Annotated in this window: 27 protein-coding genes and 1 riboswitch; of the genes, 10 read left to right on the top strand and 17 right to left on the bottom strand. The window is 70.4% G+C overall.

Annotation, left to right across the window (positions count from 1 at the left end; translation table 11 throughout):
• The 13 genes from ACGFJ2_RS12960 to ACGFJ2_RS12900 all read right to left on the bottom strand — a co-directional run bounded on the left by ACGFJ2_RS12960 (position 1) and on the right by ACGFJ2_RS12900 (position 14,026).
• Positions 1 to 1,233, bottom strand: a complete 1,233-nt coding sequence (locus tag ACGFJ2_RS12960) for an amidohydrolase (RefSeq protein WP_393467620.1) — start codon at positions 1,231 to 1,233, stop codon at positions 1 to 3.
• Complete coding sequence (locus ACGFJ2_RS12955; protein WP_393467618.1) at positions 1,230 to 3,212, bottom strand: hydantoinase B/oxoprolinase family protein; 1,983 nt, start codon at positions 3,210 to 3,212, stop codon at positions 1,230 to 1,232. Before ACGFJ2_RS12955 ends, ACGFJ2_RS12960 begins: the two co-directional genes overlap by 4 nt.
• Positions 3,213 to 3,214: 2 nt before the next feature.
• Positions 3,215 to 5,278: a hydantoinase/oxoprolinase family protein gene (locus tag ACGFJ2_RS12950; RefSeq protein WP_393467615.1), complete on the bottom strand. Its 2,064-nt coding sequence runs from the start codon at positions 5,276 to 5,278 to the stop codon at positions 3,215 to 3,217.
• Positions 5,275 to 6,087, bottom strand: coding sequence for an ABC transporter permease (locus ACGFJ2_RS12945; protein WP_357956212.1), 813 nt, complete (start codon positions 6,085 to 6,087; stop codon positions 5,275 to 5,277). The genes ACGFJ2_RS12950 and ACGFJ2_RS12945 overlap by 4 nt, the downstream gene beginning before the upstream one ends.
• Positions 6,080 to 6,943 (bottom strand): ABC transporter permease, encoded by an 864-nt coding sequence (locus ACGFJ2_RS12940; protein ID WP_357956209.1) that lies wholly within the window; start codon positions 6,941 to 6,943, stop codon positions 6,080 to 6,082. The genes ACGFJ2_RS12945 and ACGFJ2_RS12940 overlap by 8 nt, the downstream gene beginning before the upstream one ends.
• The gene (locus ACGFJ2_RS12935; RefSeq protein ID WP_357956207.1) at positions 6,940 to 8,109 is read right to left on the bottom strand and encodes an ABC transporter ATP-binding protein; all 1,170 of its coding nucleotides are present in this window, start codon (positions 8,107 to 8,109) and stop codon (positions 6,940 to 6,942) included. The genes ACGFJ2_RS12940 and ACGFJ2_RS12935 overlap by 4 nt, the downstream gene beginning before the upstream one ends.
• A complete protein-coding gene (locus ACGFJ2_RS12930; RefSeq protein ID WP_357956205.1) occupies positions 8,088 to 9,140 on the bottom strand; it encodes an extracellular solute-binding protein in 1,053 nt (350 codons plus the stop codon). The genes ACGFJ2_RS12935 and ACGFJ2_RS12930 overlap by 22 nt, the downstream gene beginning before the upstream one ends.
• A gap of 204 nt (positions 9,141 to 9,344) precedes the next feature.
• On the bottom strand, positions 9,345 to 10,154 hold the full coding sequence (locus tag ACGFJ2_RS12925) for an amino acid ABC transporter permease (RefSeq protein WP_393467610.1): 810 nt from the start codon (positions 10,152 to 10,154) through the stop codon (positions 9,345 to 9,347).
• Positions 10,151 to 10,819: an amino acid ABC transporter permease gene (locus tag ACGFJ2_RS12920; RefSeq protein WP_357956201.1), complete on the bottom strand. Its 669-nt coding sequence runs from the start codon at positions 10,817 to 10,819 to the stop codon at positions 10,151 to 10,153. Before ACGFJ2_RS12920 ends, ACGFJ2_RS12925 begins: the two co-directional genes overlap by 4 nt.
• Positions 10,820 to 10,821: 2 nt before the next feature.
• On the bottom strand, positions 10,822 to 11,658 hold the full coding sequence (locus ACGFJ2_RS12915; protein WP_225292269.1) for a glutamate ABC transporter substrate-binding protein: 837 nt from the start codon (positions 11,656 to 11,658) through the stop codon (positions 10,822 to 10,824).
• Between the two features lie 9 nt (positions 11,659 to 11,667).
• Positions 11,668 to 12,411 carry an amino acid ABC transporter ATP-binding protein gene (locus tag ACGFJ2_RS12910; RefSeq protein WP_308016144.1) on the bottom strand — a complete coding sequence of 248 codons (744 nt, stop codon included), beginning with the start codon at positions 12,409 to 12,411 and terminating at the stop codon, positions 11,668 to 11,670.
• Positions 12,412 to 12,506: 95 nt separating this feature from the next.
• A complete protein-coding gene (locus ACGFJ2_RS12905) occupies positions 12,507 to 13,343 on the bottom strand; it encodes a glutamate ABC transporter substrate-binding protein (RefSeq protein WP_393467606.1) in 837 nt (278 codons plus the stop codon).
• Entirely contained in the window at positions 13,340 to 14,026 is a 687-nt protein-coding gene (locus ACGFJ2_RS12900) for a response regulator (protein ID WP_393467604.1), read from the bottom strand. Before ACGFJ2_RS12900 ends, ACGFJ2_RS12905 begins: the two co-directional genes overlap by 4 nt.
• Positions 14,027 to 14,195: 169 nt before the next feature.
• Between ACGFJ2_RS12900 and ACGFJ2_RS12895 the strand changes: the two genes are divergently transcribed.
• Positions 14,196 to 17,093 carry a response regulator gene (locus tag ACGFJ2_RS12895; RefSeq protein WP_393467603.1) on the top strand — a complete coding sequence of 966 codons (2,898 nt, stop codon included), beginning with the start codon at positions 14,196 to 14,198 and terminating at the stop codon, positions 17,091 to 17,093.
• Between the two features lie 63 nt (positions 17,094 to 17,156).
• Here ACGFJ2_RS12895 and ACGFJ2_RS12890 read toward each other — a convergent pair whose 3' ends face one another.
• Positions 17,157 to 17,570 (bottom strand): hypothetical protein, encoded by a 414-nt coding sequence (locus ACGFJ2_RS12890; RefSeq protein WP_393467601.1) that lies wholly within the window; start codon positions 17,568 to 17,570, stop codon positions 17,157 to 17,159.
• Here ACGFJ2_RS12890 and ACGFJ2_RS12885 point away from each other — a divergent pair.
• Genes ACGFJ2_RS12885 through ACGFJ2_RS12875 form a run of 3 tightly spaced genes read left to right on the top strand, consistent with a single transcriptional unit; the run spans position 17,548 to position 19,103 of the window.
• The gene (locus ACGFJ2_RS12885; RefSeq protein ID WP_357956189.1) at positions 17,548 to 17,898 is read left to right on the top strand and encodes a hypothetical protein; all 351 of its coding nucleotides are present in this window, start codon (positions 17,548 to 17,550) and stop codon (positions 17,896 to 17,898) included. The two genes, ACGFJ2_RS12890 and ACGFJ2_RS12885, sit on opposite strands and share 23 nt — an antisense overlap.
• Positions 17,898 to 18,776, top strand: a complete 879-nt coding sequence (locus ACGFJ2_RS12880) for a hypothetical protein (RefSeq protein WP_357956186.1) — start codon at positions 17,898 to 17,900, stop codon at positions 18,774 to 18,776. The genes ACGFJ2_RS12885 and ACGFJ2_RS12880 overlap by 1 nt, the downstream gene beginning before the upstream one ends.
• Positions 18,777 to 18,785: 9 nt before the next feature.
• Positions 18,786 to 19,103 (top strand): YbaB/EbfC family nucleoid-associated protein, encoded by a 318-nt coding sequence (locus tag ACGFJ2_RS12875; protein WP_357956184.1) that lies wholly within the window; start codon positions 18,786 to 18,788, stop codon positions 19,101 to 19,103.
• A 10-nt stretch (positions 19,104 to 19,113) separates the two neighbouring features.
• Here ACGFJ2_RS12875 and ACGFJ2_RS12870 read toward each other — a convergent pair whose 3' ends face one another.
• Positions 19,114 to 19,500 (bottom strand): nuclear transport factor 2 family protein, encoded by a 387-nt coding sequence (locus ACGFJ2_RS12870; RefSeq protein WP_357956182.1) that lies wholly within the window; start codon positions 19,498 to 19,500, stop codon positions 19,114 to 19,116.
• 2 nt (positions 19,501 to 19,502) lie between these two features.
• Positions 19,503 to 20,315, bottom strand: coding sequence for a glucose 1-dehydrogenase (locus ACGFJ2_RS12865; protein ID WP_357956180.1), 813 nt, complete (start codon positions 20,313 to 20,315; stop codon positions 19,503 to 19,505).
• Between the two features lie 66 nt (positions 20,316 to 20,381).
• Here ACGFJ2_RS12865 and ACGFJ2_RS12860 point away from each other — a divergent pair, with 66 nt between their 5' ends.
• From ACGFJ2_RS12860 to ACGFJ2_RS12850, 3 genes are all read left to right on the top strand, one after another.
• Complete coding sequence (locus ACGFJ2_RS12860) at positions 20,382 to 20,810, top strand: MarR family winged helix-turn-helix transcriptional regulator (protein WP_357956179.1); 429 nt, start codon at positions 20,382 to 20,384, stop codon at positions 20,808 to 20,810.
• 94 nt (positions 20,811 to 20,904) lie between these two features.
• The gene (locus ACGFJ2_RS12855; protein WP_393467596.1) at positions 20,905 to 21,561 is read left to right on the top strand and encodes a CDGSH iron-sulfur domain-containing protein; all 657 of its coding nucleotides are present in this window, start codon (positions 20,905 to 20,907) and stop codon (positions 21,559 to 21,561) included.
• Positions 21,562 to 21,603: 42 nt separating this feature from the next.
• Entirely contained in the window at positions 21,604 to 22,461 is an 858-nt protein-coding gene (locus ACGFJ2_RS12850) for an aldo/keto reductase (RefSeq protein ID WP_357956173.1), read from the top strand.
• A 17-nt stretch (positions 22,462 to 22,478) separates the two neighbouring features.
• Here ACGFJ2_RS12850 and ACGFJ2_RS12845 read toward each other — a convergent pair whose 3' ends face one another.
• Entirely contained in the window at positions 22,479 to 23,015 is a 537-nt protein-coding gene (locus ACGFJ2_RS12845) for a PadR family transcriptional regulator (protein ID WP_357956171.1), read from the bottom strand.
• 56 nt (positions 23,016 to 23,071) lie between these two features.
• Between ACGFJ2_RS12845 and ACGFJ2_RS12840 the strand changes: the two genes are divergently transcribed.
• The 3 genes from ACGFJ2_RS12840 to ACGFJ2_RS12830 all read left to right on the top strand — a co-directional run bounded on the left by ACGFJ2_RS12840 (position 23,072) and on the right by ACGFJ2_RS12830 (position 25,992).
• The gene (locus ACGFJ2_RS12840; protein WP_393467592.1) at positions 23,072 to 24,520 is read left to right on the top strand and encodes an MDR family MFS transporter; all 1,449 of its coding nucleotides are present in this window, start codon (positions 23,072 to 23,074) and stop codon (positions 24,518 to 24,520) included.
• 47 nt (positions 24,521 to 24,567) lie between these two features.
• Positions 24,568 to 24,768 carry a DUF5302 domain-containing protein gene (locus ACGFJ2_RS12835; protein WP_357644044.1) on the top strand — a complete coding sequence of 67 codons (201 nt, stop codon included), beginning with the start codon at positions 24,568 to 24,570 and terminating at the stop codon, positions 24,766 to 24,768.
• Between the two features lie 165 nt (positions 24,769 to 24,933).
• A riboswitch (cyclic di-AMP (ydaO/yuaA leader) is annotated at positions 24,934 to 25,068 on the top strand.
• A gap of 180 nt (positions 25,069 to 25,248) precedes the next feature.
• Positions 25,249 to 25,992, top strand: coding sequence for a hypothetical protein (locus tag ACGFJ2_RS12830; protein WP_393467590.1), 744 nt, complete (start codon positions 25,249 to 25,251; stop codon positions 25,990 to 25,992).
• Positions 25,993 to 26,058 lie beyond the last annotated feature (66 nt).

The raw sequence follows: 26,058 nt of genomic DNA, 5'->3' as shown, positions 1-26,058 counted from the left end.
TCACCGGCTCAGCCAGGTGAGGGCGCCGGTGACCAGGGCTTCGACGCCCATCGGCAGGGTTGGGGAGATCAAGGGGGCGAAGAAGGGGGAGTGGTTGCCCGGTACGTCCTCGGCCAGGCGGCCCTCCCGCTCGGCGCGCGCGTACTGGGACGGATCGATGCCACCGAGACCCCAGAAGACGGAAGGCACCCCGGCGGCGGTGCCGAAGACGCCGAAGTCCTCGCTGCCCATCATCGGCGCCAGGTCGGCGACCCGGGCGGCCCCGAAGCGGGTGGTGAAGGCGTCGGTCACGTCGGCGGTGGCGCCGGGGTCGTTGGCGGTCAGGGGGAAGGCGTTGAGGGTGTGGAACGAGGGCGGCCGGGGCGCGCCGGACGCCGCGGCCTCGGCGTTGACGACGCGTTCGATCGCGGCCAGCAGGGTGCGGCGGACCTCGGGGGAGAAGGTGCGGATGTTGAGCGTGATGGACGCCTCGTCGGCGATGACGTTCTCCTTGTGGCCCGCGTGGATCTGGGCCACCGTCAGCACGGCGCGCTCGAAGGGGGACACCTCACGGGAGACCACCGTCTGCAGGCGCATCACGATGGCCGCGGCCAGGATCACGGGGTCGACCGTACGTTCCGGCTGAGAGCTGTGCCCGCCCCTGCCGTACAGGCGGATCTCCATGCTGTCGGCGGCGCCCAGGATCTCTCCCGGCCGGATGAACACCGTGCTCGCCGGTCGCGGGAGGACGTGCTGCCCGAGGACGACGGCCGGCCGGCCGGTCAGGTCGAACAGCCCGTCGTCCACCATGGCCTGAGCCCCGGCCGCGATCTCCTCCGCGGGCTGGAACAGCGCCACGAGCGTGCCCGCCCACTGGTCGCGGCCCGCCGACAGCAGGTGCGTGGCCCCGGACAAGCAGGCCACGTGCATGTCGTGGCCGCAGGCGTGCATGAGTCCGTCATTGGTGCTCGCGTACGGCAGGCCGGTGCGTTCCAGCACCGGCAGGGCGTCCATGTCGGCGCGCAGCGCGACCGTCGGCCCCTCCCCGTTGCGCAGGACGCCCGCCACGCCGGTGCCGCCGATGCCGGTGCGCACCTCGAACCCGGCCTCCCGCAGGCGATCGGCGGCGATGCCCGCCGTGCGCTTCTCCTCGAAGGCGGGCTCGGGGTGCTGGTGCAGGTCCCGGTAGAGCGCGGCGAGCTCGTCCCGGGCCGCGTCGTCGAGCCGGCCCATCACCGCGTCGATTCCCCTCATGCGAGTCCTTCCAGCGTGATGATCTCCTTGATGAGGGTACGGCGGGCGGTGTCGAGCTGGTCCGGGGCAGGGGTGATTCGGGGGAAGCCGTCGGGCAGCTCGCGGAGTACGGCGTGGTACAGGGCGCTACGGCGAGGCTGACGCGCCGGTCGCGGCAGGCGGAACAGCGCGGCCACCAGCCGGTCCACGGTGCCGGTGTCGAAGACGGACTCCCACGCCTGCCGCTCGGGCCCGAATCCGAAGCCCTCGCGAGGGTCGAGCAGCCGGGTCGCGGCGGTGGCCGCCTCATCGACCGCGAGCCCGACATCGGTGCTGTCGAGCACCACGCCGTACTCGCGCGCCGCCGCTTCAGGCGAGACCACCCCGCGCTCCACGTCGCGCAGGACGGCGGCGGGGTCTCTGGTGTACGGGTCGCCGTAACCGCCCGCGCCCGAGGTCAGGAGGGTGACGACGTCCCCACGCTCCAGCGGCAGCACATCGATCTTGAGATGCCGGCGCTCTCCCGGCGTGCCCGGGTTGACGATCAGCTCCGTAGGCGCGCCGGGACCGCCGCCCCGCACACCCCACGGGCGGAAGCACAGCCGTTCCAGCCCCCGGGCCAGCAGTTTCGAGCCGTCGTCCAGCACGCGGAAGGTCAGTTCGAGACCGCAGCCGCCGCGCCAGCGCCCGGCGCCCCCGGAGTCCGCCCGCAGGCCGTAGCGGAGGATCTCGACGCCGATCTCCGTCTCGACCGTCTCCACCGGGTTGTTGGACAGGTTGGAGATACCGCTGTCGCGGCCGTCCACTCCGTCGGCGCCGTCGCGGGCGCCGGTTCCGCCGACCATCGGCTCCAGCACCTGGACGTTCTGCTGCTCGGCCACTACGACGGGCACCACCAGGCCGCTGGAGGCCGCCGGGAGGATCGCCGAAGCGGCGAGCCCCAGCGCGCCGCCGACGGCGTCGTTGACGCGGGACGCCGAGGCATGCCGTACGCCCACGGCCGCCGGGCGCACCGGGTTGACCAGCGAGCCCTCCGGCGCGGTGACGCTGATCGGCTCGATGAGCCCGGCGTTGAGCGCGATGCCCGGGTCGAGCGTGCAGATGAGCGCGAGCACCCGAGTGGTGATCCAGGCGTGCGGCCGGCCCAGGGTCGCGATGTTGAAGGCCGCGGCGACCTGCGGATCCGTACCGGTGAAGTCGAGATGCAGCTCGCCCGCGTCGAGGGTCGCGGTGACCGACAGGCGTACCGGGATGCTGGAGACCGCGTCGTCGTCGAGGTAGTCGACGAACCGGTAGGTGCCGTCGTCGAGCCGGGACAGGGCGGCCCTGGCCTTGCCCGCGGTGTAGGAGACCAGGTCGTCCTGCGCCGCGAGCACCGTGTCCACGCCGTGCTGGGCGATGACGCCCGCGAGCCGTTCGCGGCCGGTGCGCAGGGCGGCGAGCATGGCCCGGATGTCGCCCTGGTTGGCTTCCGGCGTGCGGCTGTTGGCCGTGATCAGCGCCTCCACGTCGCGGCTCGGCTCGCCCGCCTTAACCAGCTTGACCGGCGGGATCTGCAGGCCCTCCTGGTAGATCTCGTCGTTGATCGGCGACAGGCTGCTCGGCACCCGGCCGCCGATGTCCGAGCAGTGGATGAACGCCCAGCCGTAGCCGACCACCTCGCCCTCATGGAAGTACGGCTCGATGACCTGGATGTCGGTGAGGTGGGTGGCGAGGCCGCCGGACCGGTACGGGTCGTTGGTGATGATCACGTCGCCCGGTTCCAGCGGCCCGGCGCTCCGTACCGCCTCCAGGAGGTTCAGCCCGACGAACCCCGACACGCCGATGCCGCGCGGGTAGGCGACGAAGCCGCCGTCGAGCCCGGCGAGCGCGCAGCAGAAGTCGGCGGTCTCCTTGACGTACAGAGACCGGCTCGTACGCTGCAGCGTCAGGCACATCTCCTCGGTCAGGGCGCTCAGCCGGTTGCCGACGATCTCCAAGGTGACGGGGTCGAGCCGCACGATCAGGCCTTTCGATGTAGATGCAGGTTCCCGGCGCCGTCCACGTCCCCGGACCAGCCGGGCGGGACGACCACGGTGGTGTCGTCCTGCTCGACGATCGCCGGGCCGTCGAACGCGTCGCCCACGCCCAGGGTCGTCCGCAGGTGGACGTCGGCGGCGTGCCACGCGCCGGCGAGCAGGACCTGCCTGCGGCCGTGCGGGGTGGGACGTCCCGTTCCCGGGCGTACAGCGGCGGACGGCAGCTCGGCCACCGGCCCGACGACGCCCAGCCTGGCGGTGCCCAGCTCGATGGGGGCGTGCTGGTCGCGGAAGCCGTACAGACGCTCGTGCTCGGCGTGGAACGCCTCGGAGATCGCCGCCACCTCGAACCGGCCGGGATCCAGGGCGACACGGAGCTCGTACGCCTGGCCGGAGTAGCGCATGTCGGCCGAGTAGGACAGCGAGGAGCCTGCCGCGGCGGCGGACTGTTCGGTGAGCCAGGCGCGGGCCTGGCCGGACAGTTCGCCGAGGATGTCGGCGAGACGGGCGGCGCTCGTGGGGTCGAGGCGGCGGCGCAGGCTGCGGGCGAAGTCGCGGCGCAGGTCGGCGCCCGCCGCGCCCAGGGCGCAGAAGGTGGCGGCCGTGGGCGGTACCACGATGTGGGTGATGCCGACCTCTTCGGCGAGCATCGCGGCGTGGGTCGGGCCCGCGCCCCCGAACGGGACGAGGGTGAACAGCCGGGGGTCGAGGCCGCGCTGGGCCATGATCTTCTGGAGCTCGGTGGCCATGCCCGCCGTGGCCACCCGCAGCGCGCCCGAGGCGACTCGGTGCGCCGCCTCCTCAGCGGCGCCGTCCCCCGCGGAGCCCAGGCGGGTGGCGAGGTCGGCGAGGGACTTGCCGGCGGCGTCCGCGTCGAGCCGCATCCGGCCCCCGAGGAACGTCGCCGGATCGATCAGCCCGGTCGCCAGGTAACAGTCGGTCACCGCCGGACGGTCCCCGCCCCGGCCGTACGCCACCGGGCCGGGCTCGGCCCCGACGCTCTCGGGCCCGACCTTGAGCACCCCTTGATCGTCCACCCGGACGACGGACCCGCCGCCCGCCCCGATCGCGCTCACCGCGACGACGGGCACGATCAGCGGCAGCCCGCCGACCGTGGTGTGCGTCGCGAGTTCGGGCGAACCGTTGACGGTCACGGAGATGTCGCTGCTGGTGCCGCCCATGTCGAAGGTGACGATGGCGCCCATGCCGAGCCGGGCGGCCGCGGCCACTCCGGCGGCCGGGCCGGACAGCACGGTCTCGATGGGCCGTTCGGCGGCGGAGCGCAGGGTCATCGACCCGCCGTTGGACGCGCTGATGAAGATGGGGGCGGGCACGCCCAGCGCGCGTACCCGGCTCTCCAGCCGTCCGAAGTAATCGCGCATCAGCGGCTGGATGTAGGCGTTGAGGCAGGCCACCAGCGCCCGCTCGTACTCGCGTACCTCGGGCCAGACAGTCGCGGAGGCCATCAGCGGCAGCTCCGGGAGCCGCGCCCGCAGGCCGGCCGCGACGCCCTCCTCGAAGTCCGGGTCGGTGTAGCCGTGCAGGACCAGGACCGCCGCCGCGTCGGCCCCGGTGGCGCGCAGCCGGGCGGCGACGCGGTCCAGTTCCGGCGCGTCCGGTTCGGCCACCGGCACGCCGCCGGGGCCCAGCCGGGCGGAGATCTCGACGATCCGGTCACGCGGGACGAGTGGTTCCTCCTTGCCCGCGTACAGGTCGAAGGAGGACGGCATGCGGCTGCGGCCGATCTCCAGGATGTCCCGGTAGCCCTCGGTCACGACCAGGGCGATCCGCGCGCCACGGCGCTGGATGATGGCGTTCAGCCCGATCGTGGTGCCGTGCGTGATACCGCCGATCTCCTCGGGCCGCAGGCCGGCCTGCGCGAGGATGGCCGCCAGCCCGTCCGCGACGGCTCTGGAGGGGTCGGCGGTCGTGCTCGGCTCCTTGTGGTGGACCACCAGGCCGCGTTCCGGTACGGCGGCGACGAGGTCGGTGAACGTGCCCCCGACGTCGATGCCGATCCGCGCCATCAAGGGAACAGCCGTAGTCACAAAGCCTCCGAAATACGAGCGAACCTATCGGCGATCACCATCACGACCACGCTCGCGGCCATGAGGAGCGTGGACACCGCGGCCATCGACGGGTCGAGCTGGTACTGCACGGCCGAGAAGATCCGCAGCGGCACCGTCGTGGTGTTGGCACCGGCCACCAGAGCCGTCACGGCCACCTCGCCCAGCGACGTGACCGCGGCGAGGATCGCGCCCGCGAGGATGCCCGGCCGCAGCAGCGGCAGCGTCACGGTGAAGAAGACCCGGGCCCGGCCCGCGCCCAGGCTGGTCGCGGCCCGTTCGAGAGCCGGGTCGAGGTTCGCCGCGCTCACCATGACCGCGCGCACCACGAAGGGCAGCGCGACCAGCGAATGGGCCAGCCACAGCCCGGGGACGCTGTTGATCAGGCCGACGCCGTGGAAGTAGTAGAGCAGACCGAGCGCGGTGATGATCTCCGGGACCATTAGCGGCGACAGCGCCAGCCCCTGAAGCAGCCGCCGCCCGGGGAAGGAGCCCCGCGCCAGACCGTAGGCGGCGAGGGTGCCGATCACCACGGTCGTCGGTACGACCATGAGCACGAGGATCCCGCTCAGCCGGAACGACACCTGCCAGTCGGGCGAGCCGAGCACCTCGGCGTACCAGCGCAGTGACAGCCCGGACGGCGGGAAGGCCATCGAGGCGTCCCGGTTGAACGAGCTCACCACCAGCACCACCAGCGGCGCGATCAGGAACAGGAAGACGGCCGTCGCGCAGGCGCCGCCCAGCAGCCCCACGGCCCTGTCGTAGCCGAACCTCCGTCGCCGCTCAGCCATGGAGCCGCCGTTCCCAGATCCGGAACCCGCCCGCGAGCAGCGTCGTGGACAGGAGCGTGAGCGCCAGCAGCGCGAAGCTGAGCGCGGCCGCGACCGGATAGTTGAACACCGTCTCCACCTGGTCGTAGACGCGGATGCCGGCCAGCGGCTGGGTGACGCCGCCGACCAGCAGCGGCGTGATGTAGATCCCCATGGCGAGGGCGAAGACGATGAGCGCACCGGTGACCACGCCGGGCAGGCTGAGCGGCACCGTGACCCGCAGGAACGTCCGTACCGGCCCGGCGCCGAGCGTCTGGGAGGCCCGGTGCAGGTTGTGGTCCAGCCCGCCGAGGGCGGTCGTGAGCGGGATGATCGCGAACGGCAGCAGCACGTGCGTCACGGCGATCACGACCGACGGGTAGCTGGTGAGCAGCCGCGCGGGCTCGTCCCGCAGGCCGGTGGCGACGAGCAGCCGGTTCACGACCCCGTTGCCGGACAGCAGGACGACCCATCCGTAGGTGCGTACCACGACGCTGGTCAGCAGCGGCGAGATCACGATGACGAACAGCAGGGTGCGCATCGTCCCGGGGGCGCGGCGGGCCAGGACGTACGCGGCCGGGTACGCGAGCAGCACGCACAGAGTCGCCACCAGCAGCGCGGTGGCCAGGGTCTCCAGCAGCGAGCCGTAGAAGTAGGGCTCGGTGAAGACCCGCTTGTACTGGTCGAGGGTGAAGCCGGGCAGCGCCGTGTTGTAGGAGTCGACCGGGCTGAAGCTGAGCCGGAGCAGCTCCACGAGCGGCACCAGGAACAGCGCCGTCAGGAAGACGACCAGCGGAGCCACGTACGTCAGACCGGCCCATCGTTTGGCACGGGTCATCCGCCCGCCCCCACGTCTCCGTCCGCGCTCACGTCTCCGGCGTCTCCGGTGGCTCCCACGTCTTCGCCCGATCCCGCTCCCGTGTCGAGGACGATCACGTCCGCCGGGTCCCAGTGCGCGACGACGCCCGAGCCCGCGCCCGGTGGGTCGGCGGAGTCGGCGCCCGTGTCGGCGACCTGCACGGTCAGCGTGCGCCCGTTCGCCAGCCGCACCTCCACGTGCCAGGCGTCGCCCGCGAAGGCGCGGTAGCCCACGGTCCCGGGCACGCCCTGGCCATCAGCGCCCAGCCGGATGCGTTCGGGACGAATCGCGACCACAGCCCGGCCGCCCTGCCGGACCGGTAGCGGGCCGGCGTCGAGCAGGATCCCGTCCACGTCGAGCCGGCCGTCGGCCACCGTGCCTTCCAGGACGTTGGCCGCGCCGATGAACTGCGCGACGAACCGGGTCGCCGGCCGGCGGTAGACCTCGTCGGGGGTGCCGAGCTGCTCGATCCGGCCGCCGTTCATGACCGCGATCCGGTCGGACAGAGCCAGCGCCTCCTCCTGGTCGTGGGTGACGAAGACCATCGTGGTGCCGATGCGGCGCTGGATGGCCCGCAGCTCCACCCGCATCTCCCTGCGCAGCTTGGCGTCGAGGTTGGACAGCGGCTCGTCGAGCAGCAGGACGGCGGGCCGGATGGCGAGGGCGCGGGCGAGGGCCACCCGCTGCTGCTGCCCGCCGGACAGCTGCCGGGGGCGGCGGTCCGCGTAGCCCTCCAGGCCGACGAGGCGCAGGGCCTCGCGTACCCGCTCCTCCCGCTCGGCCCGGTCCAGCCGCCGGATCCGCAGCCCGTACGCCACGTTGCCGGCGACGGTCATGTGCGGGAACAGCGCATAGCTCTGGAAGACCATGCCGAGCCCCCGCCGGTACGGCGGGCGGTCCGTCACGTCGGCGCCGTCGATCACGATCCGCCCGGCCGTCGGCTGCACGAAGCCGGCGACACAGTTGAGCAGGGTCGTCTTGCCGCAGCCACTGGGCCCGAGTATCGAGAGGAACTCGCCCTTGCGGATCGACAGCCGCTCCAGTTCGAGCACGCGGGCGCCCTCGTAGCCGGCGGCCAGGCCCTCGATCTCGACGTGTCCGGCGCCTTCCTCGGGCAGTTCGATCAGCCGAAGATCTGGTTCCACCGCTGCTGCCATTCGTTCAGCTTGGGGGTCGCGACCGCGTAGTCGACCCAGATGAACTTGCGATAGACCTCGGGTCCGTGCTGCACCCGCTGGTCGAACTCCTTGCTGTAGGTGATCGTGTCGTTCCCGGCGGCGTACCAGGTGCCCTCGGCGAAGGGCTTCTGGTTGGGCGCCGCCGTCAGGTAGTCGAGGAACTTGGTGGCGAGAACGGTCTTCGCCGTGCCGGCGGCGACGAAGTACGAGGTCAGCGCGCCCACCGGACCGGACTTGGGATAGGTGTAGCCGATCGGCGAGCCGGCCTGCTCCATGGCGAAGGCGCGGCCGTCCCAGAAGGGCATGATCCAGGCGTCGCCGTTCTCCATGACCGTGGCGGCGTTGCCGGCGTTGGCCGGGAACGACGACACGCAGCCCTTCAGCTTCGCCAGCTGGGTGAACGCCTTGTCCACCGCGGCGGGGTCGGACAGCTTGCCGCCCTGGGAGGTGACCAGGGCGGAGAAGAACTCCAGGCCCGGGTTGTAGGTCAGGGGCGGCAGCGCGACATGGCCGCAGTACTGCTTGTCGAAGATGTCCGACCAGTCGGCGGGCGGATTCTTGATCTTGTCGGTCCGGTACATCAGCCCGGTCGAACCCGTGGTGAGCGGCACCCCGTACTGCTTGCCGTCATAGGCGGACTTCTCGGTCAGTACGGGGTCCAGCTCCTTCCAGTGCGCCAGCCGGTCGGTCGGAAGCGGCTGGAGCAGGCCAGTGGCCGCGGCGGGGCGCGAGGCGTCGGGCGTGAAGGCGATGACGTCGAACGGCGGGTTCTCGCCGCCGGCCGCGCGCAGCTTGGTGAGCCATTCGGCGTTCGCGCCGTAGACGAGGTTCACCTTGACGCCGGTGTCACGCTGGAACGGCTCGACGAACGACTTCTTGAACAGCTCACCCCAGGCACCCGCGAACGCGGTGACCGTGATCTCCTGCTTCGCCGCATTCGTCGAGCCGCCGCCCGTGTCCACTCCGCCGCACGCCGCGAGCCCCAGCACGATCGCCACGCCCGCTGCCGCAAGGCGTGTTGTTCCGCCCCTCATCAATCCCTCTCTGTCTGAGCCGCCAGTCAGGCCCGAAGACAAAAACCGACTATAACAGTCGGAATGATGGGTTACTTTACCCCATGCCGAGTTTGACCTGGTGCGCCCCATACCCCACCTATTGCGATGTATGGCAGTCTGACTGGCTGTATGGGGTAAATGGCGGGGTCACCGCCGGCTGAGCCAGTGAGCGAGCCGGTCCAGCGACAGGTTGATGCCGATGAAGATGGCCGCGATGAGGATGGCCGCCGGGATGACGTTCGAGAAGTTGGCCGCGATCCCGTTCAGCCCCCGGTCCACCAACTCGTCGTAGCCCACGATCAACCCGAGCGCCGAGTCCTTCAGCAGTACCACGAACTGGCTGATCACGGCCGGCATCATGGCCCGGAACGCCTGCGGCAGCAGCACCAGCCGCATGACCTGTCCCTTGCGCAGCCCGATCGCGTGGGCCGCCTCCGCCTGGCCGCGGGGCAGGCTCAGCACCCCGGCCCGGATGATCTCGGCGATCACCGACCCGTTATAGAAGGTCAGTCCGAACACCACGGCGGTGAAGGCTGAGACGTTGGACCCGGTAAAAACGTAGGACCCGAAGAAGGCGAAGAAGATGAGCAGCAGCAGCGGCACGGCCCGGAAGAACTCGACCACGGCCGCCGCCGGCCACCGGATCCACCGGTGGTCCGAGAGGCGGGCCGTCGCGAAGACCAGCCCGAACAGGCCCGCCAGCACGACGCCCGCCACTGCCGCGGCCAGTGTGCCCGCCAGTCCCGGCAGGATGAAGGTGGTCCACACCTCCGGCCGCAGCAACGGCGTCCACTTGCCGGCCGCCCACTGCTCCTTGGCGTCGAAGCGTACATAGGTCACATAGGCCAGCCCCAGCAGGACCAGCGCGATGACCCCGGCCAGCACCCGGTTGCGCCGCGCGCCGCGCGGCCCCGGCGCCTCGTAGAGGTTGGCGTAGCTCACCGGGCCACCGCTCATCGGGCCACCGCCAAGCGCCGTGACAGCCAGCCGAACAGCAGGCCCATGGGCAGGCACAGCAGCACGAACCCGGCCGCGAACCCGAGGAAGATCTGCATCACCTGGTCTCCGTACGTCTCGATCATCTCCCGCATCCGCACCGACGCCTCGCTCACGCCCACCACGAGCGCGATCGTGGTGTTCTTGGTCAACGCGATCAGGATGCTGCCCAGCGGCGCGATCACCGCGCGGAACGCCTGCGGCAGCGTGATCAGCCCCAGCGTCTGGAGGAAACCGAGCCCGAGCGAGCGCGCGGCCTCGGCCTGGCCGACCGGCACGGTGTTGATGCCCGCGCGCAGCGCCTCGCAGACGAACGCCGAGGTGTAGGCCGTCAGGCCGATGCAGGCCAGCCAGAAGTTGTTGGTCGCGATGTCGGACGAGAGCTCCACGCCCAGGTTCGCGCCGACGCCGAGGCCGGTGAACAGCAGCAGCAGCGTCAGCGGGGTGTTACGGGCCACGGCCACGTAGACGCCGGCGGCGCGGCGCAGGGTCGCCAGCGGCGCCACGCGCATGGCCGTCAGCAGCGTGCCGAGCACCAGCGAGCCGAGCGCGCTCACCGCCGTCAGCCGCACGGTCATCCAGAAGGCCGCCACGACGGTGTCCCACTCCAGAAGCAGCGCGTCCATGATCAGTACTGCTCCAGCTTCGGGGCCTCCGGCACGGTGAAGCCGGCTCCGCCGAAGCTGCTCTCCAGCGCCTTCTTCCAGCTACCGTCGGCGAACATCGTGGTCAGCGCCTCGTTGACGGCCTTGCGGCCCGCCGAGTCGTCCTTCTTGAGCCCGATGCCATACTTCTCCGTGCTGAACGGCTTGCCGACCAACTTGAGCTTGCCGGTGTGCTGGGCGGCGTACCCGGCGAGGATCACGTTGTCCGTGGTGATCGCGTCGAGCTGGCCGCCGAGCACCCGGTCCACGCACGCGGAGTAGGTCCGCTCCTCCTGCAACTGCACCTGCTTGGCGTAGCTCTCCTTGACCTTCTGCGCCGGGGTCGAGCCGGCGACCGAGCACAGCTTCTTGCCGTTCAGCGTGTCGGGGCCGGTCAGCGCCGTGTCGTCCGCCCTGACCAGCAGGTCCTGACCGGCCACGAAGTACGGCCCGGCGAAGGAGACCTTCTGCTTGCGCGCGTCGGTGATGGAGTACGTCGCCACCACCATGTCCACCTGGCCCTGCTGCAGGAACGCCTCCCGGTTGGCCGATACCGTCTCCTTGAACGTGATGTCCTTGGCCTCGACGCCGAGCGACTTGGCCACGTACTTGGCGACCTCGATGTCGAACCCGGAGAAGCCGCCGTCCGGCGTCCGCAGGCCGAGCCCCGGCTGGTCGGCCTTCACCCCGATGACCAGCTTCTTGTCGTTCTTGGCCTTGTCCACGACCGAGTCGTAGGTGTCCTGGCCGCCGCCGCAGGCAGTGGCGGTGGCGGTCAGGGCGACGACGGCGAACACCGCGTAAAGGGATCTTCCAAACATGACGCGTCCTTAGTGAGTGAGGATCTTGGCGAGGAACGACTTGGCGCGCTCGCTGCGCGGGGTGCCGAAGAAGTCGTCCGGGGCGTTCTGCTCGACGATCTCGCCGTCGGCCATGAACACCACGCGGTCCGCGGCCCGGCGGGCGAAGCCCATCTCGTGCGTGACGACGACCATGGTCATGCCCTCGCGGGCCAGCGCCGTCATCACCTCGAGCACCTCGTTGACCATCTCCGGGTCGAGCGCCGAGGTGGGCTCGTCGAACAGGAGCACCTTCGGCTCCATGGCCAGCGCGCGGGCGATCGCGACGCGCTGCTGCTGGCCACCTGACAACTGCGCGGGGAACTTGCCCGCCTGGCCGCCGATGCCGACGCGCTCCAGCAGCTCGTACGCCTTCTTCTCGGCGTCCGCCCTGCTCTTCTTCAGTACGTGGACCTGCCCGAGCACGACGTTCTCCAGGACCGTCTTGTGCGCGAACAGGTTGAACGACTGGAACACCATGCCGACCTCGGCTCGCAACCGGGCCAGCTGCCGCCCCTCTTCGGGCAGCGGCGTGCCGTCGATCGTGATGGTGCCGGAGTCGATGGTCTCCAGCCGGTTGATCGCGCGGCACAGGGTGGACTTGCCGGCGCCCGACGGGCCGATGATCACCACGACCTCGCCCCGCCGTACGCTCAGCTCGACGTCCCTGAGCACGTGATGATCGCCGAAGCGCTTGTTGACCTGGTCGAGGACGACCAGCCCTTGATCGGACACGGGTGATGCTCCTTCCGTCCGCGTTGGCGCAACGGTAGGAGCGGCTTGTGTCACGCAGAGGGTTGTGCGCGTTCTGCTCAGTGATTGACCGGCCGTCAGCGAGTGACGGGCGGCTTGGCCTGTGCGGCGGTCGCGCCGGACAGGCCGATGGTGTCCCTGAACGCCCGATCCCACCGGCCGTCTCGCAGACAGCGCCCGATCAGCCCGCTGAGGTAGTCGCGGAACACCACGTCCTCCTTGCGGACGCCCATGCCGTACGGTTCGCGGCCGAACGGCCGGCCGACCAGCCTGAGCGCGTCCGGCCGCCGGTTCACCAGGCCGAGCAGGATCGTGTCGTCGGTGCTGATGGCGTCGATGCGGCCGGCTGTGAGGGCGGGCACGCATTCGCTGGAGTTGTCGACCACCACCAGTCGGGCGCCGGGCACGCGGTCCCGCAGCCGGTCCAGGGAGGTGGAGCGGGTGGTCGTGCACACCGCCCGGCCGTCGAGGTCCGCCACGTCGTCGATGCGCTTGTCCCCGGCTCTGACCAGCACGTCCTGCCCGGCTTGGTAATAGGGCTCGGTGAAACCGACGACCTGGCTCCTGGCCGGCGTGATGGAGTAGGTGGCGATGACGAGGTCCACCACCCCCTGCCGCAGGAAGTCCTCGCGCTGGACCGGCAGGGTCTCCACGAAGCGGACGTTGCGCTCACTGCCGGTTAGGTCCTTGGCGACCATCCTGGCCATCTCCGCGTCGAACCCGGTGATCCGCCCGCTGTCCGGATCCTTGAACCCGAACAGCGGGTAGTCGAACTTGATCCCCACCGTGAGCAGGCCGTTTCGCTGGACGCGGGCCATGGTGGAGCCCTCGGGGAACGCTGGCTCTCCGGAGGAGCCGCAGGCCGCCAGCGCCAGGCACGCGAGTACGGCGAGCAGCGCCCTGACCGGCTTCACCGCACCCAGTACCGGTGCTGCGGGCGGCCCGTCGGTCCGTACCTCAGCCTGGCCTCGACCTGTCCCCGTTCGACCAGGTGTTCCAGGTAGCGGCGGGCGGTCGCCCTGCTGACGCCGATGGCCTCGGCGAGTTCGTGCGCCGACAGGTCGTCCTGGGCCGCGGCCAGCCCGTCGAGCACCGCCTGCTCGGTCGCCGCCGAGATGCTCTTTGCCCGGGGAGACGCGTCCAGATGCAGCGAGCGGAAAATCCGGTCGATCTCCTGCTGCTCGACGAACCTGCCGCCCGAGCCCAACTGCTCGACCGTCGCCGCGTACCGCAGCAACGTCTGCTCCAGAATCCCGGCCCTGGTCGGCTTGACCAGGTAGTAGAGGGCGCCGCGCTGCATGGCCGCGCGCACCGCGGCCGACTCCTTGTGGCCGGAGATCACGATCACGTCGGTGGGTGGCTGGTCCGGGCGCCGCAGCCGGTGCGCGACCTCCAGCCCGGGCAGGTCGGGCAGGTGCAGGTCCAGCAGCACCAGCCGCGGCGCGAACCGGTGGGCGGCGGCGAGCGCCACTTGTCCGGTGTGTGCGATCCCCACCACCTTGAACCCGGAGACACGGTTCACCTGGGCGTGCAACGCGGAGGTCACGACCGGGTCGTCGTCCACGATGAGAACGGTGATGTCCGCCGCTCCAGGCATCGCCACACTCCTAGCTCGACTGTGATCGACGCGGGCATCTTAGGGATGTCGTGTTACAACCAATCGCCTTCTGCTCCTTTTGCTCAGGGCGGGGCTTCGCCCCAAGCTCTTCCCTCCTACTGTGTGATGCGTGTCAGCGGCCGGTGAGCCGTGGGGGAGGTGATCACTGGTGAGAGAGCGCGGATGGCTCCTGGCAGTGACGGCGCTGTGGATTCTGCTCGGCCTGCTCCCGCTGGCGCTGCTGACCTCGTCCAGCATCACGCTGTCGGCGGAAGCGGTCGGCGACGAGGTCGGCGACCGGGTGCGAACCACCGCCTCGGTCAGCCGGGTCGTGGTGGAGCAGCAGCTTGGCTCGCTCAAGCAGCTCGTCAGCGCGTACGCCCAGCGGCCCGCGGTGCGCGCCGCGGCGACCTCTGGCAAGGCGGTGAGCCGCGAGACGATGATCGGGTTCCGCGAGGAACTGGGCAGGATGCGCGCCGGAGTCGGCGGCGTGATCGTGATCGGGCTCCGGGGCGACATCGCCGGCGCCGAGCCGACGAGCGTGCTGCCCCAGGACGTCAGCAGCACCGACTGGTACGTCGCCGTCCGCGATCGCCTGCGACCCTACATCTCCCAGGCGTACACGCCCACGATGCGCGGCGTGTCCAGGGCCGTCGCCGCGGCCGCCGTGATCCCGAGCGCCGACGGCAAGAGCGTGCTGGGCGTCCTGGCCGTCGTCTACAGCCTGGACGCCATCCAGGACTTCGCCTCGCAGGCCGCCGAGGCGCAGGGGATCCGGCTGCTCATCACCGACCAGTCGGGCGTGCTCGTCGCCGACCCCGGCAGGAAGCTCTACGCCCTCACCTCCCTGCGCGAGGACCCCAGGGTGGACGCGGCGCTGGCCGGCCGTACCCTCTTCACCACCCACCACGACGCCGGCGGGAAGGTGCTGTCGGCGTCGGAGCCCATCCCCGACGTCGGCTGGACGGTCACCGCCGAGGTGCCCGCCGACGCGGCGCTCGCCTCGGCCGAGCAACTCCGGGTACGGGTGCTGTCGATCGCCGCCGTCCTGGCGCTGCTGATCCTCATCGGGTTCGGCCTGCAGATCCACACCACGCGCGGCCGGCGCCGGGCGCAACGGACGCTCGCCCGGTACGCCGCCGAGCTGGCCGTGGCCCGGGACGAGGCCGTGAGCGCGTCCGGCGCCAAGTCCGAGTTCCTCGCCAAGATCAGCCACGAAATCCGCACCCCGATCAACGGCGTCCTCGGCATGAACTCCCTGCTGCTGGAGACCCGGCTCGACGGCGAGCAACGCCACTACGCGAGCACGGCGCAGGAATCCGCGCGGAGCCTGCTCCGGCTGCTCGATGACTTCCTCGACCTGTCGAAGATCGAGGCGGGGCATCTGGAGGTGGAGTCGGTGCCGTTCGACCTGCTCCGGCTCTGCGACGAGGTGGTGGCCCCGTTCGCGCCGCACGCCTACCAGCAGGGGCTCTGGCTCACCTCGCGGCTCGGCGACAGCCTGCCGCAACAGGTGCTCGGCGATCCGGTACGTCTCGGGCAGGTGCTCACCAACGTCGTGGGGAACGCGCTGAAGTTCACCGTCAAGGGTGGCGTCGACCTGGAGGTGACCCTCGACGAAGGCGGTCCCGGCGACGACCGGGTCACGCTGCGGTTCACGGTGACCGACACCGGTGTGGGCGTCGGGCAGGGCGACCTGGAGCGGGTCTTCGGCATCTTCCGTCAGGTCGACTCCCCGATCACCCGGCGGACCGGCGGGAGCGGCCTCGGCCTGGCCATCAGCAGGCAGCTCACCGAGCTGATGGGCGGTGAGATCGGGCTGGACAGCGTCGAGGGAGTGGGGAGCCGGTTCTGGGTGACGCTGCCGGTGGACGTACTGACGTGGTCGGCCCCGGCCGCGCCCGCGCTGCGCGGACGGCGGGTGCTCGTCGCCGACGCCCGGCCGGAGGACCTCGCGCTGGCCGGGCGCATCCTGGACGATGCCGGTCTGGTGGTGGAGACGGCCTCCGACGGCCCGGCCGCCCTGGCCGCCCTGCGAGCCGGCGCCGCGGCGGGACGTCCGTTCGACCTGGCGGTCATCGACCTCGACCTCGATTTCGCGTTGGCCGACGGGGAGCCGGCCGATCCGCTGCTCCGAGACGCCGGTGTCGTCGTGCTCGTCACACCGGGGCGCCCGGGGCGCGCCTGGCCGATCTCGGTGGCCGAGCGGACCGTGCAGTCGGTGACCCGGCCGCTCAGCCGCCGCCGGCTGCTCGCCGCCGTAGAGAACGCGCTGACTCCCGCGCAGGGCGCTGGGCCGGGTTCCGTGCCTGCCTCCGCGCAGGGCGCTGGGCCGGGTTCCGTGCCTGCCTCCGCGCAGGGCGGCGAAACGCCGGATGCGCCGGTCGACGGCGCCGCACCGGCGCGGATCCTGGTCGCCGAGGACGACGAGGTGAGCCGCCAGGTGGCCGAGCTGGTCCTGCGGAGGGCGGGCCACCACGTCGACTCCGTCGCCGACGGGAAGCAGGCCGTGGCGGCGGTGCTCCTGGGCGGGTACGACCTGGTCTTCATGGACTGCCAGTTGCCCGTTCTCGACGGCCTGGCCGCGACCGCCGAGATCAGGCGGCGCGAGGAGCCGCGCACGCCGATCATCGCGATGACCGCCGCCGCGATGCCGGACGACCGGCTTCGCTGCCTGGCGGCGGGCATGGACGACCACCTGGCCAAGCCGGTGGACTGGCAGTACGTCGTGACCCAGGTGCCGCTGTGGGCCGCCACGTCAGAGGTCCCGCCGGAGCTGGCGGGGCTGTCGCAGGGGGATATCACGGAGATCGCCGAGGTGTTCCTCTCGACGGCCATGGCGATCTATGACGAGCTCCGCCAAGCCGAACGCGGTCAAGACCTGGCCCGGGTGGCCGCGCTCGCGCACCGGTTGAAGGGCAGCTGCGCGACCGTCGGGCTCATCGAGGCGGCTGAGGTGTGCGAACGGGTCGAGGTGTCGGCCATGCGCGGGGTTGCCGAGCGGGAATCGGTCGATCGGCTGGGTGGTTTGTTGCGCGAGCTGCCGACTTGGATGTCAGCAAATTAACCCTGGTGACGGATTTATTAACGTGTGAGTAATTTTCTGTCACTAGCGTGCTTATGTCGCGAATTAACGTATTTGTAATGGGGGAAGGTAAATGGCGGATTCGACTGAGGAGCCCAGTCCCACGGGCACCCCCACCCCGTCGGACACTCCCACCGCGACACCCACGCCCACGGACTCCCCGGCACCCACGCCCACGGATACACCCACGCCCACCCCGACCCCGTCGGACACGGCGACCCCGACCCCGTCGGACACACCCACCCCGACCCCGTCGGACACGGCGACCCCGACTCCGTCGGACACCCCTTCCCCATCGGGCACCCCCACGCCATCGAGCCCGCCGTCCAGCACCCCTCCGGACGCGTCGAGCCCCACGCCGACGCCCACCCCCTCGTACACCCCGACCCCGACCCCGCCCCCGACGCCCGGCGGGCCGCCGGGCGCGTCGGGCCAGGTGCAGATCGACTGGAACTCCATTCGCGAGCTGGCCGGACTCTTCGACAAGCTGGGCGACGACGTCGTGGAGCGCCGCCTGAACTCCTGGAAGCTGGGAAGCACCTCCGGCCTCGTCGGCGGCGACGAGGAGGGTATCGATTGGGCCGAGTGGTACCACGCCGGTTACGCCGCCCTGACCCATCACATGGACGCCATCGCCGAGAAGAACTTCACAGCGGCCGGCAATCTGCGCAGCCTCGAGAAACTCTGGGACTACCTGGAGCAGGACATCATCGCGTCCCTTCCCGCGGCCCTGGACCTCCCTGACGCGCCGATCCCCGTGACGCCGCCGGCCAGGGAAGGTGCCTGATGTTCGATCCGTTCCAGGCGCTCGCCTGGTTCGCCGACGTACACGTGCCCGTGGCCGACGTGTCCAACCTGCGGGCGCGCGCGACGGAGCTGCGCGAGTTCGCCAAGGCGATCGGCACGCTCGCGCAGCACACGGAGAGCGGGGTCGCGGGCGTGCTCAAGACGAACGACAGCCGGTCGGTCGACCGCTTCGCGGACGTGTGGCCCGACCAGCTCGCCCCTCGCTACGCCGCCATGCGGGCGGCGCTGAACGAGCTGGCCGACGGCTGCGACGACTACGCCGACGCGGTGGAGGAACACCGGGAACAGCTCAAGATCATCGGCACCCAGCTGGCCGCCATGGCGTTCACCATGATGTTCGGCTATCTCTACCCGGCGGCCAGGATCGCGGCCGAGGGCGTGTTCAAGTGGCTCGTGGCGCGGGCCAGGCTGGAGAAGACGATCTTCCAGAAGCTGATGAAGACCATCCTGGCCGCGAAGGTGGGCAAGTTCAACGTGGGCACGTACGCGGTGCGCGAAGGACTCGACGCCGTGGCCGACTCGGTCGTGTGGGCCACAGTGAAGACCGGCGTGCACGCGGCGAGCTCCGCCGCCACCGGCCAGCCGATGGGCAACCTGTGGGAGTACGCGGGCAAGCACTTCGTCGCCGAACTGGCCTATGACGGCGGTATCAAGGCCCTGCGCGACGTACGCAAGTTCATCCCGGCCACCAGATTCACCGAGACCATGCTCGGCACCGGTCCCATGGGCAACTTCTTCCGGCGGACCACGTCGGCGGCGACCCTCTACGCGCTGGTCGCCAACGGGGACATGTCCGTCCAGGGATCGCTCCGATCCGCTTTGGCGCACGCCCCCCGGGCGTTCATCCTCCACCGATAAGGAGCCGGCATGACCATACCCAGGAGCGGCGATCCGGAGATCGACCGGGCGCTGGCGCAGCTCGCGGTACAGACGGCTCAGTTCGAGGAAGTGGGGCGCCGACTGGAGTCGGCCAGGGGGCGCGGTGTGGCGGCGGACGGGCAGGTGACGGTCGAGGTCCTGCCCAGCGGCGGGCTGGCGAGCGTGCACATCGCGCCGCGAGCGATGCGGCTGGGCTCCGAGGCGCTGTGCGAGGCCCTCATGGAGGCGGCCCGGCAGGCCGAGGAGGACGTGACCGCCCAGACCTTCGCCGCCACCCAGGCCCTCTTCGAGGAGCCCGGCCGCTGACGTCGCGGGGTCAGGGGCGGGCCGGCGGCGCCGCGATCGGGCTGTAGTGGAGGCTCGCCAGCAGGCGCCGGTCCCCGTCCTTGACCGAGATCTGGGTGACGCGGAAGCGTCCGTCGGCCGGTGTGCCCTGGTACGCGGCGCGCTGCGCCAGCACGCCGATGGCCACCGCCGTGTCGCCGTATTCCCGTACGGTGACGTCCGCCCAGCTCATCTCGTGCGTGACCATGCCGCCACCGCGGTAGCGCGCCAGCCACTGGTCCTTGTTCAGGATGAAGCCGAGCGGCCCCACCAGGGTGAAGTCGGGCACGGCGAGCGCGTCGAGCGCTGCGGTGTCGCCGCGGCGCTCGGCCTCCATCCACTGCCTGCTGAGTTCGTCGAGTCGCTGGTCGATGGTCATGATCAGATCTCCTGTCTCTCCATAGGCTGGCCCTGGCGGTACATGCGCGGGGGCTTGTTGCCCGCCGCCTGCCCGCCGTCGATGGGCAAGGTCACTCCGGTGATGAACGACGACTGGTCGGAGCAGAGCCACACGACCGCCGCGGCCACCTCTTCCGACCGGCCGATGCGCCGCATGGGCGTCGACAGCCCGGCCAGGCGCTGCGCCTCCTCGCCCGCCGCCTCCAGGTGATGGGTGAGGATCGGGCCGGGGGCGACCACGTTGACCCTGATGCCCTGGTCGGCGTAGTCGAGCGCGGCCACCTTCGTCAGTCCGATGATCCCGGCCTTGCCCGCCACGTACGCGCTCAGGCCCGAGTGGCCCTGGAGCCCGGCGAGCGAGGCCATGTTGACGATCGACCCGCCACCCGAGGCGAGCATGGCCCGGATCTGGTACTTCATGCCGAGGAAGGTGCCGCGCACGTTCGTGCGAATGCCCCGGTCGAACTCGTCGGGATCGATGTCGGCCAGCGGTGCGGGCATCGGCCCGTCGGTGGCGTTGTTGAAGGCCGCGTCCAGCCGGCCGAAGGTTTCCAGCGCCCGCTGGACCAGCCGCTCGCTCGACGCCGCGTCACCGACGTCAAGGGATACGGCCAGCGCTTGCCCGCCGTCGAAGCGGATGTCCGCGGCGACCTGTTCGACCGCCTGCGTGTCGCGGGCGCCGAGCACCACGGCGGCGCCGGCCTGGGCCAGGGCGCGAGCGGTGACGGCACCGATGCCGCGGCTGGCCCCCGCCACGACCGCGACCTTGCCATTGAGGGAAGGGTTTGGCTGCATGCCCTTGACGATAGATATCGAAGCATTAGATGTCAAACGATTAGATGGCACGCTAAACTCGGCGGCATGATGCCACCCTTCCGGCCACCGATCGGCCTGCTGCTCACCAACACCGCCAGGACCGTGAGCCGGGCCTTCGACGACGCGCTCGCCTCCGTCGGCGGGTCGGCCCCGGTCTGGCAGATCCTCATCTCGATCAAGTCCCGGCAACTGGGCAACCAGCGCGAGCTCGCCGAGGCGGTGGGCATCCAGGGGGCGACGCTGACCCATCACCTCAACGCGATGGAGAGCGGCGGCCTGCTGACCCGCCGCCGGGACCCCGCCAACCGGCGCGTCCACGTGGTCGAGCTGACCGAGGAGGGGGAGCGGTTGTTCCACCGGCTGCGTGAGGTGGCGATGGCCTTCGACACCCGCCTGCGCGTGGGCCTCAGCGAGGAGCAGACCGCCTCGTTCGAGGAGATTCTCGCCCAGCTGGCGCAGAACATCCGCGACTAGACAGGCGGCCAGACCGGCCTCAGCCTGCGGGTTTCGGCCGATGCCTGCCGGGAAGCATGGTCCACGGCCCCCCGCCCGCGGGAGGTGGAGACGTATGCGCATCGAGGTGACGCCTGACGGTCCCTACGTGGTGACCGGATCGGTCCCCATGGCCAGGCAGGTCATCGGCGGCGACGCGATGGGCCAGTCGACGAAGTGGATCCAGGGCGAGGAATATCCGGTCGCGGAGTCGTACGAGCTCTGCCGCTGCGGCCGTTCGCAGAACAAGCCCTACTGCGACGGCAGCCACGAGCGGGTCCGGTTCGACGGCACGGAGACCGCCTCGCAGCGGTCATACCTGGGGCAGGCGGAGGAGCAGACCGGGCCCGAGCTGGCGCTCACCGACGCGCCCGCGTTCTGTGCTTTCGCCCGCTTCTGCGATGCGGACGGGCAGGTATGGAAGCTCCTCAAGATCCCCGGACAGGGCGAGACCGCCGCGCGACAGGCCGCGCACTGCCCGTCGGGCCGGCTCACCGCCTGGGCGTCTCGCGCGCCGATCGAGCCCGAGTTGCCGCCGTCCATCGGCATCGTCGAGGACGAGGTGGCGGGCGTGGGCGGGCCGATCTGGGTACGCGGCGGCATTCCGGTCACCTCGGCCGACGGCCAGGACTACGAGGTACGCAACCGGGTCACGCTCTGCAGGTGCGGAAGCTCGAGGAACAAGCCGTTCTGCGATGGCTCGCACGTGACCATCCGCTTTGCCGGCGCCTGACCCCGGTTCGACCTGACTCCGCGGCATGAGGAGGATGGGTTCATGAACACACGATCTATTGGCCAGGCCCATGTCGGCGCCATCGGGCTCGGCGCCATGCCCATGTCCGTAGCGGGGCACATGCCCGACGAAGCCCAGTCGATCAAGACCATCCACGCGGCGCTCGACGCGGGAGTCACCCTCATCGACACCGCCGACGCCTACACACCGTCGGCCGACCAGGTGGGTCACAACGAGCGGATCGTGGCCAAGGCCCTGGCGAGCTGGAGCGGCGACACCGGCGACGTGCTCGTGGCCACCAAGGGCGGCCACACTCGCATAGAGGGTGGCGGGTGGCAGGTCAATGGCCGGCCGGACTACCTGGCCGAGGCGTGCGAGCGCTCCTTGAAGGCGCTGGGGGTGGAGGCGATCGGGCTCTATCAGCATCACCGGCCCGACCCCGCCGTGCCGTACGAGGAGACGCTCGGCGGCCTGCGCGACCTGCTCGACGCGGGGAAGATCCGGATGGCGGGCATCTCCAACGCCAATCCGGAGCAGATCAGGCTCGCCCACGAGATCCTGGGCGGGCGGCTGGCCAGTGTGCAGAACGAGTACTCGCCGAAGTTCCGGACCAGCGAGCCGGAGATCGACGTGTGCGCGGAGCTCGGGGTGGCGTTCCTGCCGTGGTCGCCGCTGGGCGGCATCAGCTCGGCGTCCGAGCTCGGCGGCAAGCACACGGCGTTCGGCACGGTGGCGGCGGCGCGGGGCGTGTCGCCGCAGCAGGTCTGCCTGGCCTGGGAGCTGGCGCGCAGCCCGGTGGTGATCCCCATCCCGGGGGCCAGCAGGCCGGAGAGCATCATCGACTCGGCCGCCGCGGCCGACCTCGTCCTCACCGCCGAGGAGCTGTCCCTGCTTTCTTAGCTGGACGCTTCTTAGCTCTATAGCAAGTGGGCTGGGGCCGGCTGGTCGGCCGGCTCCAGCCCGCGCAGCTCGGCCAGGGTCTCATCGGCCCAGGCGAGCGCCGAACGGCCCTGTGTGAGGCCGAGGTTGAGCGCGTACCGGCCGAGCCTCGACCCGTCCTCGGGTTTGCACTCCAGGACGGCCAGCCGCTGCTGGAACCCCGCCCTGATGCGCTCGACCACCGCGATGGCCGACTCCCTGTCGAGCAGCGGAAGCAGGAACGCCTGGAGGGCCACCTCGCTGCGTATCGCACCGACCGGTTCGTGCTCGACCAGCCAGGAGCGCACCTGCTCCGCGCCCTCGGGCGTGATCGCGTACATCTTCCGTCCGCGCGCCCCCTCCGACTCGACCGCCACCAGCCCGTCGGCGGCCATCTTCACCAGCTCCGGGTAGATCTGCGTATGCCCGGCCTGCCAGACGTGATTGAGCGACCGCTCGAAGGATTTCGCCAGGTCGTAGCCGCTGGCCGGCCCCTTGGCGTCGAGGAGCCCGAGCAGCGCGATCCGTAGGGACATGTCGGCAAGCATAGCAAAGTGTTGACATGTCAATCCTTACATGTCACTCTCCACACGTGAATACTGACACGAAGCGCAGAGGCGATGGCCTCCTGCTGGTCGCCGTGCTCGGCGGCATGTTCTTAGGAATGCTCGACCAGACGATCGTCGGTACGGCCCTGCCGCGGATCATCACGGAACTGGGCGGCGTCGATCTCTACACCTGGGTCGTCACGGCCTACCTGCTGACCTCGACCGTGACCGTGCCCCTCTATGGAAGGCTGTCGGACCAGCACGGCAGGAAGCCGCTGCTGCTGATCGGCATGTCCGTGTTCCTCCTGGGGTCGGCGCTATGCGGGGTGGCGCAGGACATGACGCAGCTCATCCTGTTCCGCGCGTTGCAGGGCTTGGGCGCGGGCGCGCTGCTGCCGCTGTCGATCGCCCTGGTGCTCGAACTGTTCCCGCCGGAGAAGGGCGGAGCCCGGGTGCAGGGCGCGATGGGCGGAGTGATGGCGCTCAGCTACCTCGCCGGGCCGTTCCTGGGCGGGCTCTTCACCGACCACGCGAGCTGGCGCTGGGCCTTTTATGTGAACGTGCCGATCGGCCTGGTGCTGATCGCGATCATCGTGCTGCGCCTGCCGCGCCGGCCGGGACATGGCGGCGGACGGCCCGACTACCTGGGCATCGGGGTCTTCACAGTTGGCATCAGCTCGCTGCTCATCGGCCTGACCGAGAAGGGGCTCGACGGCCACACCTGGACCAGCGTGCCGGTGATCGGGCCGATCGTGCTGGCTCTGGTGTCGCTCGTGGTGTTCGTGGTGGTGGAGATGCGGGCCGAGGCGCCCATCATGCCCATGCACCTGTTCCGGAACCGTACGTACACGCTGGTCAACGTGACCTCCTTCTTCACCGCCTTCTGCATGTTCGCCGGCGTGGTGTTCCTGCCGCGCTACTTCCAGGAGGCGCTCGGCGCCAGCGCCACCGAGTCGGGGCTGCGGATCTACCCGCTGACCCTGGCCATGGTGGTGGGCAGCATGGTCGTGGGCGCGCTGATCAGCCGGACGCGCGTCTACAAGCCGTGGCTGGTGGCGGCGCCGTTCCTGCTGGTCGTGGGCACGCTGTTGTGCGCCGGTCTGACGCTGGACACGCCGCCCTGGGTGCTCGTCGGGTGGATGGCGCTGATCGGCCTCGGCATGGGCCCGATGCTCTCCGGCCTGACCGTGGCCGTGTCGAACTCGGTGCCGCCCCAGTACATGGGTACGGCCTCGGCCAACCTGACGTTCTTCCGCCAGATCGGCGGCTCGGTCGCCCTGGCCCTGGCCGGCACCGCCTACACCTCCGTCATCGCCACCGAGGCGCCGCTGCACGGACTGGCCGCCGCGCACGCCTCGGCCGCGGCCCTGGTCATTCCCTCGCTGGGGGTCGCGGGCGCCCTCGTGGCGCTGGTCGCCCTGATCGCCATGCCCGGTGTGCGGATCGACCGGGAAACCCCACAGCCCAAGGTCGAGGCCAGTTTCGCGTCCTGAGCGCCGTCATGCGAAGCTGTCCTTGTCCCCAACACCAGGAGGTCCTCATGGCGGAAACACCGGAGCCGGAAGTCGACGAAACTCCCGAGGACGAGATGAAGCGCAAGTTCCGCGAGGCGCTGGAGCGCAAGCGTAACCAGCATGCTGACTCGAGCGCGGGTGGCAGGGGCAACGACCCTTCCAAGATTCACGGCGCTCACGGGCCCGCCGCCAGCAAGCGTTCTTTCAGGCGGAAGAGCGGCGGTTGACCTGAGCTTTTCTGGGGGTACGGCATGCCGTACCCCCCTTTTTTCTTGACCCTCTAGGTAGATCTTCGCCCGTTTCATGGGCTTATGTTTGCCTTTGTCCGGTTCGGTACCTATAGTTCATGGAGTTACCAGCCGGTGACTTTGGGGCTTCAACAGGGGAGTACCAACCGGCAGGCGCCGAATCCCGCTCGCGGGAACCGGGGAACCAACGTTCCTTAGGGGTGAATCCGACCTCGGTCGGTAGGGCATCTCCACGTCCGAACCCGTCAGCTAACCCGGTAGGCGAGATGGAGAGGACACCTACCGCATGCGTAACCCCCGCGTCGTGCCGCCAGCCCGCGTGTTGTCGTCCGCAGACTGACCGGCGCCTTCCCCCCGCTCTTCCACGCTCCGCGTAGCGACCGTTTGGCGTCTTGCCCGGCTACGCCCACCTTTCACGAGCGCGATCCCCTTTTCCCGTATAAAGGACTTCACTGCTTCATGTCTGTTCGCTCTGCTATGCTCACCGCCGCCCTCGTAGGCGCGATCTCCATCAGCGCAGGCACCGCCGCACACGCCGACACCGGCAACGACAAGAAGGTCCTGCTCAAGGGCAAGACCACCGCGTCCTACTTCTGGGACGACTCCTCCGGCCGCGCCGGGGACACCGGGCTGCCGGCCAGCGGCAAGCCCATGCAGAAGGGGCTCGCCGCCAGCCCGAGCTGGCCGCTCATGACCGAGGGTTACGTCGTCTACAAGGGCAAGAAGATGCCCTTCTTCGTCGGCGACCGCGGTCCGGGCGTGCCGTCCTCCAGCGGCGTCATGCTCGACCTCGACGCCAAGACTTTCGCCGCCCTGACCGGTGGCCGCTTCAACTCCAGCACGCTGGGCGTGGACGGCAACGGTGGCGCGGGCCACATCAAGATCGACTACGTCATCACCAAGTGGGGTAGCGGTCCGGGCAAGAAGAACTACCCGCAGCCCTTCTCGACCGGTGCGTACGCCGTCGTGGACCGCAACCCCGCCAAGCCCCCGAAGATCGTGGCCGAGGGCGACAAGCCCGCCGCGGTCAAGCCCGCTCCCGCCAAGGCCGTGCCGGTGGCCGCCAAGAAGGCCGACAAGGCTGAGGAGAAGATCGTCGAGTCGAACGCCATCGGTGGCGCCGCCGCGGCGGTCGCGCTGGCGATGTTCGGCGGTGGCGTGACGGTCGGCCGCGACCGGATCCGCAAGCTCGTCCGGCGCTGACAACCGTCAGGTCCGAAGACGGTCTTGCTGACGGCCGTCAGGTCCGGAGCCGACGGCCTTGATGGT

Source organism: Nonomuraea sp. NPDC049028 (genome assembly GCF_043197735.1).
Taxonomy (GTDB): domain Bacteria; phylum Actinomycetota; class Actinomycetes; order Streptosporangiales; family Streptosporangiaceae; genus Nonomuraea.
Note: the sequence above shows the minus strand (reverse complement) of the source record. Positions and strands in the feature narration are given on the sequence as shown.